This is a genomic window from Pararhizobium sp. IMCC3301 (assembly GCF_030758315.1).
Taxonomy (GTDB): Bacteria; Pseudomonadota; Alphaproteobacteria; order Rhizobiales.
Genome location: NZ_CP132336.1, coordinates 1208552 through 1221416, shown reverse-complemented (window position 1 = coordinate 1221416; position 12865 = coordinate 1208552). Strand labels below are relative to the sequence as shown.

General features: G+C 58.1%; 11 protein-coding genes. 4 read left to right on the top strand and 7 right to left on the bottom strand.

Annotated elements, in window-relative coordinates; genetic code table 11:
* Positions 1 to 238: 238 nt before the first annotated feature.
* Together RAL88_RS05845 and RAL88_RS05840 are read left to right on the top strand one after the other, a co-directional pair.
* Complete coding sequence (locus tag RAL88_RS05845; protein ID WP_306267931.1) at positions 239 to 1180, top strand: DMT family transporter; 942 nt, start codon at positions 239 to 241, stop codon at positions 1178 to 1180.
* A 46-nt stretch (positions 1181 to 1226) separates the two neighbouring features.
* Positions 1227 to 2333: an MBL fold metallo-hydrolase gene (locus tag RAL88_RS05840; protein ID WP_306267929.1), complete on the top strand. Its 1107-nt coding sequence runs from the start codon at positions 1227 to 1229 to the stop codon at positions 2331 to 2333.
* On the opposite strand, the gene carA is transcribed toward RAL88_RS05840, so the two are convergent.
* Positions 2299 to 3498, bottom strand: a complete 1200-nt coding sequence (gene carA / locus RAL88_RS05835; RefSeq protein ID WP_306267927.1) for a glutamine-hydrolyzing carbamoyl-phosphate synthase small subunit — start codon at positions 3496 to 3498, stop codon at positions 2299 to 2301. The two genes, RAL88_RS05840 and carA, sit on opposite strands and share 35 nt — an antisense overlap.
* Positions 3499 to 3823: 325 nt before the next feature.
* On the opposite strand from carA, the gene RAL88_RS05830 reads away from it, so the two are divergent.
* Together RAL88_RS05830 and dnaG are read left to right on the top strand one after the other, a co-directional pair.
* Complete coding sequence (locus tag RAL88_RS05830; protein WP_306267925.1) at positions 3824 to 4273, top strand: GatB/YqeY domain-containing protein; 450 nt, start codon at positions 3824 to 3826, stop codon at positions 4271 to 4273.
* 216 nt (positions 4274 to 4489) lie between these two features.
* A complete protein-coding gene (gene dnaG, locus RAL88_RS05825) occupies positions 4490 to 6415 on the top strand; it encodes a DNA primase (RefSeq protein ID WP_306267924.1) in 1926 nt (641 codons plus the stop codon).
* A 181-nt stretch (positions 6416 to 6596) separates the two neighbouring features.
* Here dnaG and RAL88_RS05820 read toward each other — a convergent pair whose 3' ends face one another.
* The 6 genes from RAL88_RS05820 to RAL88_RS05795 all read right to left on the bottom strand — a co-directional run bounded on the left by RAL88_RS05820 (position 6597) and on the right by RAL88_RS05795 (position 12840).
* Positions 6597 to 8180, bottom strand: coding sequence for an alkaline phosphatase family protein (locus RAL88_RS05820; protein WP_306267922.1), 1584 nt, complete (start codon positions 8178 to 8180; stop codon positions 6597 to 6599).
* A 60-nt stretch (positions 8181 to 8240) separates the two neighbouring features.
* The gene (locus RAL88_RS05815) at positions 8241 to 9536 is read right to left on the bottom strand and encodes a TRAP transporter large permease (protein WP_306267920.1); all 1296 of its coding nucleotides are present in this window, start codon (positions 9534 to 9536) and stop codon (positions 8241 to 8243) included.
* Positions 9533 to 10066, bottom strand: coding sequence for a TRAP transporter small permease (locus RAL88_RS05810; protein WP_306267918.1), 534 nt, complete (start codon positions 10064 to 10066; stop codon positions 9533 to 9535). The genes RAL88_RS05815 and RAL88_RS05810 overlap by 4 nt, the downstream gene beginning before the upstream one ends.
* Positions 10063 to 11085, bottom strand: coding sequence for a TRAP transporter substrate-binding protein DctP (dctP, locus tag RAL88_RS05805; protein WP_306267916.1), 1023 nt, complete (start codon positions 11083 to 11085; stop codon positions 10063 to 10065). The genes RAL88_RS05810 and dctP overlap by 4 nt, the downstream gene beginning before the upstream one ends.
* Before the next feature lie 45 nt (positions 11086 to 11130).
* Positions 11131 to 11610, bottom strand: a complete 480-nt coding sequence (locus RAL88_RS05800) for a MarR family winged helix-turn-helix transcriptional regulator (protein WP_306267914.1) — start codon at positions 11608 to 11610, stop codon at positions 11131 to 11133.
* 201 nt (positions 11611 to 11811) lie between these two features.
* Positions 11812 to 12840 (bottom strand): proline racemase family protein, encoded by a 1029-nt coding sequence (locus RAL88_RS05795; protein ID WP_306267913.1) that lies wholly within the window; start codon positions 12838 to 12840, stop codon positions 11812 to 11814.
* Positions 12841 to 12865 lie beyond the last annotated feature (25 nt).

The following is a 12865-nucleotide window of genomic DNA, read 5'->3' as shown; positions in this document are numbered from 1 at the left end:
GTGGCGGCAAGCCCAAGCTGTTCCCGGCAAAGGGCTCGACATTCCCGGAACGTGGTTTAAACTGAGGCAGTTGATATCGCTGCAGACTCACGCTCCCGATGCGATGCGATTTCAGCCAACAACAACCAAGAGCATATCTTATCATTGCCGGGTCAAATGACTCGACCTTAAATAAATCATGCTCTGACCTGACCACCGGACGTGCCGGCAGGATGAGCCCCGACAAGGAGACACGGTCATGTCTAATGACCCGATTGCAACTGGCGTGCCGACGCCGGATGTAAGAGAGGGCGACAGCGCGCTTGGTCTTGCCTATATGGCCGGCGGTATGTTCCTGTTTTCTGCGGTTGATACGCAGGCCAAATTTCTGACCGAAACGTTGCATCCGATCCAGATCGTCTGGTCGCGTCAATTCGGCCTGCTGCTCGGGGTGTTTGTGCTGCTGGCAATCCGCGGTCTGAAGGTTCTGCACACAACGCATCCGCGCCTGCAGATAGCGCGCGGTGCAGTGGCGGCGGTCTCGGCGACCTTGTTCGTGGTCGCTGTCAGCTATGTGCCGCTGGCGGATGCCGTGGCGGTAAGTTTTGTGGCGCCCTTCATTGTGACAATTCTGGGGGCGCTGGTTCTGAAGGAGCCGGTCGGCATCCGCCGCTGGAGTGCGGTTATTATCGGGTTTGCCGGTACGCTGATTGTTATCCGCCCGGGCCTGGGCGTCGTCCACCCGGCGGTGTTGCTGGTACTGGTTGCGGCGGTCTGCTTTGCCCTGCGCCAGGTAATGTCGCGGGCGCTGAGCCGGTCTGATCGTACTGAGACGACCGTCGCTTATACGGCGCTGGTCGGCAGTCTTGTTCTCACTGTGCCGCTGCCATTTGTCTGGCAATGGCCGACGGGAGGGCTGGAAATCACGCTGCTCGTCAGTATTGCGATCATGGCGGCGTTTGCCGAGTTACTGGTGATCAAGGCGCTGGAAGTGGCGCAGGCCGTGGTCGTGGCTCCGGTGCAATATACGCTGCTGATCTGGGGAACCATGTATGGCTATCTGGTGTTCGGACAATTGCCGGATGGCTGGACATGGGTCGGCACGGCGATCATTGTCGCAACAGGAATTTATACAGTGCACCGGGACAGCAAGGCGGCCCGTGCCCGGCGACGGTTGGCAGGCAAGATTTCCGCATCGTAAACCGGCCGTTCGTTCGCTGCTGTAAATCAACCTTATGTTGGGTGCCATGATGCGACGCAAATTTCCCAAATATCTGTCTCTATCCGGTGTTGCCGCGTTCTGGAACGGTGCTGCGCGGTTGGCTTCGGGCAAATCTGCAAACCCGTATTATTCCGGTCCGCCAGAGCGTAATTTCGACGGAACTTTGTTCTTCAATCCGGACGGGCAAGCACCGCGCGCTTTTGCCGACTTTCTGAAATGGCAGTTGTTTGAGCGCAGGGCGCGATGGCCCGAGACTTTTCCAAGTCCGTTTGAAGGCACTAAACCGGAGCACAGGCAGGAACAGCTGACGATCACGATGATCGGTCACGCTACACTTCTGATTCAGGTGTCGGGGCTCAATTTTCTGACAGACCCGGTGTTTTCAGACCGGGCCAGCCCGCTGTCGTTTGCCGGGCCAAAGCGGATTACAAAGCCGGGTGTGGCCTTGCAGGACCTGCCGCCGATTGATTTTGTTTTGTTGTCACACAATCACTATGACCATCTTGATCTTGCCTCGCTGCGGGCGCTGGTCGACGCGCATGATCCGCTGATCATAACACCGCACGGCAATGATACGATTGTCCGTAAAGCGATTCCCGATGCACATTTGGAAACCGGCAACTGGGACGATATTGTTGCAGTCAATGCCACTACGAGTGTGCATTTTGAGCCGGTGCATCACTGGTCGGCGCGCGGCACGCGCGACCGGCGTATGGCGTTGTGGGCGGGGTTTGTGATCGAGGCGCGTGCAGGCAAGATCTATGTGGTCGGCGATACCGGATTTCACGAGGGCATCAATTATCGCGCTGCCGCGCAAAAACATGGGGGGTTCGACGCCGCAATTCTACCGATTGGAGCTTATGATCCGAGCTGGTTCATGGAAGCACAACACCAGAACCCGGAAGAAGCGGTGAAGGGGCATCTATTGTGCCGGGCGAAGGTGTCGATTGCCCACCATTGGGGCACGTTTCAGCTGACCAATGAACCGCTGCAAGAACCGGTTGAGCGGCTCGCCAAAGCGCGCTCTGCCAACAATGTTGCGGAACATGCCTTCATAATCCTGCGCCCCGGCGAGGCCTGGAGCGATAAAACGCCTTCTAGGCCGCTTTCATCAACTCGACAAAGCGCTTGAACAGATAATGGCTGTCCTGTGGCCCGGGAGAGGCTTCCGGATGATGCTGGACCGAGAAAATCGGTCTGCCAGTGACCTGAATGCCGCTGTTTGAGCCATCAAACAGCGACGTGTGGGTCGGCTCAACGCCCTCGGGAAGGGTGGCTCCATCGACAGCAAAGCCGTGATTCATACTGGTGATTTCCACCTTGTCGGTGGTGTGATCCAGAACCGGGTGATTGGCGCCATGATGGCCCTGATGCATTTTGCTGGTTTTCGCCCCAAGCGCCAGAGCCAGCATCTGGTGACCCAGACAAATGCCAAAAATCGGCAGGCCGCTGGCAATCAACTCCTGAATGACGGGAACTGCATAGTGAGCGGTCGCGGCCGGATCTCCCGGACCATTCGACAGGAAGATGCCGTCGGGCTGATGGCCCAGAATGATCTCGGCAGTGGCTGTGCCAGGAACCACTGTCACCCTGCAGCCAAGACCGGCGAGAAGCCGTAAAATGTTGCGTTTTACGCCATAATCCACCGCGACGACGTGCAAATCGGGGTTGATCTGCTGGCCAAAACCCTTTTCCCAGGTCCAGGGTGTCTCGTCCCAGCGCACCATCTGCAAAGTGGTTACGTCTTTCGCCAGGTCGACACCTTCCATTGAGGGCAGGGCGGCGGCCATGGATTTCATCGCGGATTCGTCAAATTCGCCGGTCGAATTGTGCACGATCAGGCCGTTAATCAGGCCGCCCTCACGGATTTTTGTTGTCAGTGCGCGGGTGTCGATACCGCAGATGCCGACAATGCCCCGAGCCTTCAGCCAATGGTCAAAATGCTGTCCGGCGCGATAATTCGCCGGATCTGTAATCTCCGCCCGCATAACACAGCCGCGCGCGCCGTTGACCGAGGCCAGATTAAGGCTTTCAATATCCTCATCATTGCTGCCGACATTGCCGATATGAGGGAATGTAAAAGTTATGATCTGACCGGAGTAGGATGGATCGGTCAGGATTTCCTGATAGCCGGTCATAGAAGTGTTAAAGCACAATTCGCCAGCTGCTTCGCCTGTTGCGCCACAAGCCTTGCCGTACAGAACCTTGCCATCAGCCAGCACAAGAGCGGCTGTCGGGACCGGTTCCTGCCATGCCGGCAGGTCCGCACTGTTTGCGGTCTGGCTGATGGTTTGCATGAAAACACTCCGATATGTCAGCGGGGACGCTGCGGATGCGGCAAATCGTCGTTGGCCGCTTCTCGACAGAATTACATATGATTACGCCCGGATCGCACGTCTTTAGCGGAATTTCAAGCCTGTCCTGCACAGATCGCATAGGCTGAGCCTTGTCAAACCGTCACAAAAACTACACATAAAGGACATGATGAACGTCAGGGTTGCTTCAAATTCTGGCAAAAACTGGTATAGAGGTCGTCCCGGCAGGTTCTTGAAACAAAGAATCAGTTGGCAGGACCGACAGCGCCGTTGTGATATTGAGTGCAAAAAAGGGTCATAGATCTACATGCGCGAACAAATTGCTGAAGCTTTGAATGAAGCTGTGAAGGCGCAGGATAAAAAGCAGGTGTGTACCCTGCGGCTTATCAACGCTGCCATTAAAGATCGTGACATTGCGTTGCGCGGAACTGGTAAAGACAAGGTCAGCGACGAAGAAGTGCTGAATCTGCTGGGTAAAATGATCAAGCAGCGTGAGGATTCCTCGCGTCAATACGAGAACGCCGGACGGCTTGATCTGGCCGAGCAGGAGCGCAAGGAGATGGAAATCATCCGAACCTTCCTGCCTGCCCAGTTGCCGGATGACGAAGTGCGCAAGGCGGTCAAGGATGTCGTATCCGATATTGGTGCCAACAGCCTGCGCGACATGGGCAAGTGTATCAATACGCTGAAAAAGCGCTATCCGGGACAGATGGATTTCTGCCAAGCCAGTGGCGTAGTGAAAGAGCTGTTGCGGTAAGCCGCAACACGGCCGGGTTTTCCACAGACAGTTGCCATGGTCTGAGCACAATTTTTCAATTGTGTCCTGACCATGGAGATTTTTGCCAAGTGCCGGGTTATGCTGCCTGATATTTTTCGGTAGCCGTGTTCTTCCGCAGACATGTCCTTCCGCAACCGTGTTCTTCCGCAGCCGTGTTCTTCCGCAGCCATGTCCTATTGAACCTGAACAGAGCTCATGCGTTTTGATGACAGATTTCTCGATGACATCCGCGCCCGCCTGAATATTTCAGATGTGGTGGGCAGGCGGGTGACGTGGGACCGCAAGAAATCGCAGCCATCCAAGGGCGATTACTGGGCCTGCTGTCCGTTTCACAACGAAAAATCTCCCAGCTTTCATGCCGATGACCGCCGCGGCCGGTATCATTGTTTCGGATGTGGCCAGTCGGGTGATGTGTTTCGCTTTTTGAGCGAAACCGAAGGCGTTTCCTTTCCTGAAGCTGTGGAACGGCTGGCTGGAGAAGCCGGGCTGGCACTGCCGGAACGCAATCCGGAAGCGGAAAAGCGCGCCGAACGGCGCAGTTCGCTTTACGAGATCATGGAATTGGCCAGCGGATTTTTTCAGCAGGCATTGCAAAGCGCTGATGGCGCGGATGCGCGGCGGTATTTGCGTGACCGGGGCCTGTCGCTGGCCATCCAGCAGGAGTTCGGCATCGGCCATGCGCCGGACAGCCGTAACGCACTGAAACAACATCTCACGGCCAAAGGCGTTTCCCAGGATGATATGGTCGAGGCCGGGCTGTTGATTGCCGGGCCGGATATCGCGGTTTCCTATGACCGGTTTCGCAACCGGGTGATGTTTCCCATTGCCGACGCCAGGGGGCGTATCATTGCCTTTGGCGGACGCGCGCTTTCGGCAGATGTGCCGGCCAAATACCTCAACTCGCCGGAAACCCCGCTGTTTTCCAAAAGCTACCTTCTGTATAATCATCATCGCGCCCGGGAGCCGGTGCATCATGGTGCGCAGTTACTGGTGGTGGAAGGCTATATGGATGTCATTGCCTGCGCGGCCCATGGGCTGGACGGGTCGGTGGCTCCGATGGGTACGGCGCTGACGGAAGAACAATTGCAACTGCTGTGGCGGATGAATGACAGTCCTGTGCTGTGCTTTGACGGCGACAGCGCCGGCTTCAAGGCAGCTGGCCGTGCTGCAGATCTGGCGTTGACTCATCTGAAACCCGGCAAGACGGTGCGCTTTGCGCTGCTGCCTGACGGGCAGGACCCGGACGATCTGTTGCGCAGCGCCGGACGCGATGCGATGGACCGGTTCATCCGAAACGCCAGGCCACTGAGCGATATGGTGTGGTCGCGTGAGACTGAAGGCGCTGTGTTTGATACGCCGGAGCGCCGGGCCGAACTGGAAAACCGGATGCGCAGCCTGACGCGGATCATGACCAACGACACCATTCGCCGCCATTATGAACAAGAGTTCCGCGAACGGCTTCAGGCGTTTTTCGGCCAGTCCGGGGGAAAATCGTCGTCAAAGCGATCCGGCGGCTTTTCCGGCAAGGCCGGGAAAGGCCGGGCTGGTGGCCGTCATGCAGCTTTTTCCGTCAGTCGCAGCCTGTCCCAGAGCCCGCTGGTCTCCAGTTTCGCCGCTGGCGGCGGTGCCACCGCGATCTCGCCACGCAATGCGGTGCTGCTGATGACAATGATCAACCATCCGGTGCTGCTGGACCGCCACGATGAGGCCTTCTCGGCGCTGCAATTCAACCAGGGCGAGTTGAACCGGCTGCATCAGGCGCTGATCGGTATTCTGGCAGAGGATCCGGAGCAAACTGCGAGCGCCATCAAGGATGCACTGATACGGCGCGGCCATGAAACGCTGGTGCGGCGTCTGGAACATACGCTGGCCTCTGTCGGGCTGTGGCAGACCCGTGAGCAGGCCGATCCGATGGATGCAGAGGAGGGCTGGAGGCAGGCACTGGCGCTGCATGAAAAGGGGGCTGTGCTGCGCGATGAGCTGCGCGCCGCAGAGCGGGCGCTCAATGACGATGCGACCGAAGCCAATTTTGCCAGACTTGTCGAAATTCAGCATGATCTTGAAAGCAACGAGCATATTCATGCGCTGATTGAAGGGTTTGGAGCCTTGTCCGGGCAATAAGGCTCTAACGCGCCTCCATTGGCTGATCAAACACCATGGTTGTAATGCCGATCAGGCCGGAATTTCCTGCCAGTTCGGTCGAATCGACCAGGAGATCGCGGAATGGCCGCCGAGCACGGAACGCTGAATTGCCTGCCTCGCCCGCACGTTGGCCAAGAACCCCATTTGCAAGCAGCAGGTGTTACCAGACCCCGATCATGATACCCGATGAGCCTTCGCCGGCGCGGGTTTGCAAAACCTGTTCGTCCGTCATCGTGACCCGGTTCTTGCGGTCCGTAAGGCGTTCCAGCAGCAGGGTCTGCATTGTGGCCCGAATTTCGGCATGGTCCGGTGATGTGCCAAGATCATCAAATTCATCCGGGTCCGTCTGAAGGTCGAATAATTGCGGCGGGAAGCCTTTGTAATAAATGTATTTCCAGCGCTCGGTGCGCATCATGTAGGCTCTTGCCTTGCTGGCCGGCAGGTTCAGAGTTTCCCGTGCTGAGTAGAACGCATAATCAATTTCGCTGAATACGGCTTCGCGCCAATCGCCCGGGTTTTCGCCATGCAGCAGCGGTAGCAGCGAACGGCCTTCAAGCCGGTGATCCGCCACCTTCATGCCCAACGTGTCCATGAAGGTGGGCAACAGATCAATCGCCTCCACGAGACGTGTTTCAACCTCGCCGCGGGTGCTGTCAGCCGCTTCACTGGGGTCGTAAATGATCAGCGGCACGCGCACGCTGGCTTCATGAAACAATTCCTTTTCACCCATCCAGTGATCGCCAAGATAATCGCCGTGGTCGGAGGTGAAGACAATCATGGTGTCGTCCATGCGGCCGGTTTCCTCAAGATGGTCGAAGAGGCGGCCAAGATGATCATCGATCTGTTTGACGAGGCCCATATAACCGGCCATTACCCGTTCGCGGACCTCGCGCCTGGAGAAGGTTTCCGAAACATCCATCTTCACGAAGGCATCCAGTACCGGATGGGCGTTGTCGCGCTCGCGTTCCGAGCGGTGCACCGGCAGGAACTGGTTGTGATCATACATCGCATGATAGGGCGCTGGGGCGATATAGGGCCAATGCGGCTTGATGTAGGACAGATGCAGGCACCAGGGCTGATCGCCGGTTTCGGTGATGAAGTCGATCGCCCGGTCAGTCATGTAGGCGGTTTCTGAATGCGGCTCGGCTACGCGAGCGGGCAGATGTGAATTGCGCAAATGCCAGCCGCTGAGAATTTCTCCGTCCGGGCCCTCGGCGGAATTGGCCCAGGTGTGCCAGGGGTTTTCACCGTCATAACCCTTTTCACGCAGCCAGTCATTATAGGCCAGCTTGCCGCCGCGCGCGCGCAGCCCGGCATCCGGATGCAGGCCGTCATCGCGCTCATAAGGCTCAAAACCGGGTTCCGAGACAATCATGCCGAGTTCGGTGTCGGGCGTCAGGCCAAAGCGCTCCATTCCGTCCTTGTCCGGCGTCATGTGGGTTTTGCCGACAACGGCAGTGCGCAGGCCGGCCGGTGACAGATAATCGCTCATGGTCCATTCGCCGATCGGCAGCGGTACCCGGTTCCAGGTCGAGCCGTGGCTGAAAGTGGTGCGGCCGGTATAGGTGGAGGCACGCGAGGGGCCGCAGACCGGCGATTGCACATAGGCGCGGTCGAAGCGCACACCTTTTGCGGCAAGGCGGTCGATATTGGGGGTGTGCAAATTGGGATGGCCAGCGCAGGACAGATAGTCCCAGCGCAACTGGTCCGCCATGATGAAAAGGATGTTTTTGACTTTAGCCATTACTTTGTACCTGAAACATTGGACCCGGATTTATTGCATCAGCCGCTAACGCATCAGCCATCATCGCATAAGACTGGGCAGGATTGTGGCAATTGCCGGTATCAGCAGCACCAGTATAAGGGCCAGCACATCGGCAAAAATGAAGGGAGTGACGCCGCGGAAGATATCGCCGAGGCGGATATCCGGCATCACCGATTTGACGACAAAGACATTCATGCCAATGGGCGGGGTAATGAGGCCAAGCTCGGTGACCAGAACCACGACAATGCCGAACCACACCATATCGACGCCGGACTGCACCAAAGTGGGCAAAAAGACCGGCACCAGCAGCAGCAGAATACCGATGGACTCAAACACCATGCCCATGAACACGGCAATGATCGCGACCGCGATCACAAGACCGAGTGGCGAGAGGTCCAGTTCCTCGACGAAAAACACGATATCATAAGGCATGCCCGACAGATTGATGAATTGGGCAAAGACAAGCGCGCCGAAAATGACGATGAACAGCGAGGCCGTGGTTTTGGCCGCCTCGCCGAGCACGTCGATCCATTCCCTCGGCGTGCGCAGATGGCCGCGCATGACAGCAATGACCGCTGCACCGAATGCACCGATGCCGGAGGCTTCCGTCGGTGTGAAGATGCGCCCATAGATGCCACCCAGCACCAGCACAAACAGGCCGATAATCGGCCAGACCGCCTTGAAGGCGCGCTTTTTGTCCTGTTCTGACAGAGGCTCGCCTGCCGGCCCGGCGTCGGGATTGTAGCGCACCGTAATGGCAACGGCACCCATGAACAGCGAGACCAGCAGAATGCCCGGAAGAACACCGGCAATGAACAATTCGCCGATATCCTGCTCGGCCACCACTGCGTAAATCACCAGCGGCACGGAGGGCGGAATCATGATGCCAAGGGTGCCGCCGGCGGCAATGGTGCCGGAGGCCAGCGAATCGGAATAGCCATATTTGCGCATCGGCGGCATGGCGACTTTTGTCATGGTGGCGGCGGTCGCCAGAGACGAGCCGCAGACGGCGGAAAAGCCGGCGCAGGCGGCCACTGTCGACAGCGCGAGGCCGCCGCGGAAGCGGCCAAGTCCGGCATAGGCGGCATCATACAGATCGCGGCTGATTTCAGCGCGGTAGATGAAAACACCCATGAGAATGAACAGGGGAATGACGCTGAGATTGTAGCTCATGGCGTCTTCGATGACCTGTTGCCCGGTCATGGCGAAGGCAGCGGTCCAGCCGCGTTGTGTGGCAAAGCCGACCAGGCCGACAAGCAGCGTGGCATAGCCGACGCGGAAGCCAAAGAAACACAAAGCCAGCAATATGGCAAAGCCGATCAGAGCTGTTGTCATAGATCACCTGCGATGTCTTCGCCCGGCCCATGACGGGGCCGCTCGATCAGACCCAGAACCTGGGCGATAAGACTGAGGGCGGACAGGCCGGCAATGATGGCGGCAAGATAGGCCAGCGGCCATTCCAGAACGACGGTTATGCGGTTGTTCTGGGCCGCTTCGCCAGCGAATACGGCCAGCTGCCAGGCGATCACCGACATGCCGATCAGCGAGAATAGCTGGATGATGAAAGGCCTAAATCTGGGCAGCCAAGCCTGCAGCGGACCGTCAAACAGTTCTACGGAAATGTGCTCATCATAGGCATTGACAAGGCCCAGGCCGGCAAAGATCGACATGGCCAGAAGAAATTGGATCATTTCCGCCGCGCCAAAAATGGGCGCGCTGAACACATAGCGGCCAACCACGTCGAAGAAGGTCAGCATCATCATGATGAACAGCAGAGCGGCGGCGATGAAATTCATTGCCGGCAGCAGGAGCGCAAGCGCCCCTGCTGCCAGTTTTTTCACACCGGAAACCGGCTGTTGGTTCACTGAGACAGTTCCTTGACCCGTTTGACATAATAGTCATAGGCACCCTGACCATCGATGCCGGCCTCATTGGCCTTGGCAATCCAGTTTTCCGCGACGAAGGCTGAAGCTTCGTGCAAAGCCGCTTCAAAGGCCGGATCGGCATCGACGGTTTCAATGCCGGCTTCCTTGAACTCTTCCAATGCCGTCTTGTCGGCATCGACCCAGTGCTGCGCTGCCATGCGGGCAAATTTGACGCCGCTGATATTGGTGATGGCTTCGCGGTCCGCTTCGGAAATCTCGTTCCATTTATCCTTGTTGATGATCAGCGAGAAGCTGGTCGAATAAATGGAATCCTTGAAGCGGGTCATGGATTTGGTATAGGGGATGACGCGGAAATCGCGCACCGCTGTCGGGCTGAGGCCGATATGAGCATCGACCACACCGCGGGAGATGATTTCATTGGCCTGCACTGCCGGACCGGAGACAACGCCGGCGCCGATTTTCTTCATGGTAGCGGCCAGTGCGCCGGGCAGGGCCCAGATCTTGCGCGAGACCAGATCTTCCATGGAATTCAGCGGCGTATCGGTCTGGCTGAACAATTCCGCCGGGGTGATGACCCAGAGCGACAGCAAATGCACGGAGTCCATTTCATCGGGGAAGAATTTGTTGCGGGTTTCCCAAAGGGCTTCCGACATGGCGGGCGCATCCGTTGTGGCGATGAACGGGTTCATGGCCACCAGCGGGCCAGTGACACGGCCCTGAATGAGGCCGTTGAACTGAACCGCAACATCGGTAATGCCTTTTTCAACAGAGTTGAGCTGTTCGGGCGGGGCGGCGACCGATTTGGGCGGGATGATGCCGGTGACCCGGCCCTCGGTGACTTGTTTGACTTCTTCAATCCATTTGGGCAGGACCGACTGGCAGACATAATGTTGCGGTGCCCAGAAGCAATTGACCAGCAGCCGGGTTTGGGCGTTGGCAACGCCGGCAAGGCTGCTGAGCAGGCCTGCCAGAAGCAGTGTTCTGATTGTAAGACGCATAAGTTTCCTCCACATGCGTAACCGGCTGGTTAGGGCCATCTGCCGTTACGCGTTCTCCCTGAATTGGCCCCGTTCCAGTTCCAGACCGTGGGTTTGCACGGCCGTTTTCAGTTTGACGATCATCTGCATCAGCTGCTCGACTTCGTTGGGCGAAAACTCTGAAAAATAAGCGTCAAACAAGCTCATAATATCCGGTGCCGCCAGCGCGATCATGTCTCTGCCGGCGGGTGTCAGGCTGACGGCGGAGCGGCGGCGGTCAGCCCGGTCAACCCTGCGGGCAACAAAGCCGCGTTCCTCGGTTGTGTCAACAATCTTGCTCAGTGTCGAGCGGTCAAACCCGCCATAGGCGGCCAAATCATGGACCGATTGCGGCCCCTGTTCCTGAAGCATCACCAGAACGCGCCAGATGCGATGATCAATGCCATGACGGCGCAGCACGCGGGAAGAATTCAGCCGGTGTTGCCGTTCCAGCAAATTGAGATGGAACATCGGCAGTTTTGAAACCTGAAAATCGGCACCGCGCATATCAGCCAAGACTGTTAAAGGGTCATAGTCTGTGAATATTCACATAGTTTGCACTTTTATGCAATGGGGGTTTTTGAAAAGGCGAATTGTTTCGAAAATTGAGTGGCACTACGACGGCGTGCCTGAAACGCTTGGCGGCATTGTGACAGATCGCCGGGCGAGGGGAGTCATCGGGAGAGCACAACTTTTTCCGCGGGCGGATCAGCCCACGCCCCAGGTATCGTTGAGCCGGTAGCCCTGGGGCCAGGGGTCGTCCGGGTCGAGCATGTGCTGGTGGGTGCCGGTGATCCAGGCGCGGCCGGTGATCTGCGGGATGATCGCGGCGTGGGGGCCGATTTCGGTGAGGCCGACGATGCGCCCGTCAAAGCGGGAGTTGAGAATCGAGCGGGCCTCAAAAGTCTGGCCCTGCTGCATCTCGCCACGGGCATGCAGCACCGCCATGCGCGCTGACACGGCGGTGCCGGTGGGTGAGCGGTCGATCTTGCCGGGGGCGATGGAGACAGCGGAGCGGGCGGCAAAGCCGGTATCCGTGCGGCGCAAGGGGCCGGCAAACAGGCAGAAGGAAAACGAAGTCCAGTCGGGGTTTTCCGGATGGCTGAAGGTCAGCCGGGCGTTGGCGGCATCCAGTATGCGAATGCCGGTGCGGGCAATTTCTCTGGCCTCACCGGCGACAATCTCAAAGCCGAGGGCAGCGGCATCGACCATGACGAAACTGTCGCCGCCATAGGCGGTGTCAACGGTGAGGGTGCCGAGGCCCTCGACCGGCAGCGCAGCATCCAGCAGCTGAGCGAAGGAGGGAACATTCTGCACGCAGATGCGCTCGGCCTTGCCGTCTTTGCAATGGGCCTCAACGCGCACCAGCCCGCCGGGCGCTTCCAGCGTGAGATGTGTGACCGGCTCGCGCATCGGCAGAATGCCGCTGTCGAGCAGCACCGTGGCGACGCAAATCGAATTGGAGCCGGACATGGGCGGCGAAGCTTCCGGTTCCATGATGATGAAAGCGGCATCGGCTTCCGGGTGTTTGGGCGGCACCAGCAGATTGACATGGCGGAATACGCCGCCGCGCGGCTCGTTGAGGACGAAATTGCGCAAGGACTGATCGCGCTCCAGAAAGCTGCGCTGCTGCCATAAAGTCTCGCCGGGCGGCGGAGCCACACCGCCGACAATGACGTCGCCGACTTCGCCTTCGGCATGGCAGGAGATAATATGAATGGTTCTGGTGCTGCGCATTTACCGGCTCCAACTGGTTGTGCCA

What these genes read in the sequence shown, in the direction of transcription:
- RAL88_RS05800 (WP_306267914.1), bottom strand. Translation starts at nt 11,610, where the DNA reads ATGCGCGGTGCCGATTTTCAGGTTTCAAAACTGCCGATGTTCCATCTC.
- RAL88_RS05795 (WP_306267913.1), bottom strand. Translation starts at nt 12,840, where the DNA reads ATGCGCAGCACCAGAACCATTCATATTATCTCCTGCCATGCCGAAGGC.
- dnaG (WP_306267924.1), top strand. Translation starts at nt 4,490, where the DNA reads ATGCGTTTTGATGACAGATTTCTCGATGACATCCGCGCCCGCCTGAAT.
- dctP (WP_306267916.1), bottom strand. Translation starts at nt 11,085, where the DNA reads ATGCGTCTTACAATCAGAACACTGCTTCTGGCAGGCCTGCTCAGCAGC.
- RAL88_RS05830 (WP_306267925.1), top strand. Translation starts at nt 3,824, where the DNA reads ATGCGCGAACAAATTGCTGAAGCTTTGAATGAAGCTGTGAAGGCGCAG.
- RAL88_RS05820 (WP_306267922.1), bottom strand. Translation starts at nt 8,180, where the DNA reads ATGGCTAAAGTCAAAAACATCCTTTTCATCATGGCGGACCAGTTGCGC.
- RAL88_RS05845 (WP_306267931.1), top strand. Translation starts at nt 239, where the DNA reads ATGTCTAATGACCCGATTGCAACTGGCGTGCCGACGCCGGATGTAAGA.
- RAL88_RS05815 (WP_306267920.1), bottom strand. Translation starts at nt 9,536, where the DNA reads ATGACAACAGCTCTGATCGGCTTTGCCATATTGCTGGCTTTGTGTTTC.
- carA (WP_306267927.1), bottom strand. Translation starts at nt 3,498, where the DNA reads ATGCAAACCATCAGCCAGACCGCAAACAGTGCGGACCTGCCGGCATGG.
- RAL88_RS05840 (WP_306267929.1), top strand. Translation starts at nt 1,227, where the DNA reads ATGATGCGACGCAAATTTCCCAAATATCTGTCTCTATCCGGTGTTGCC.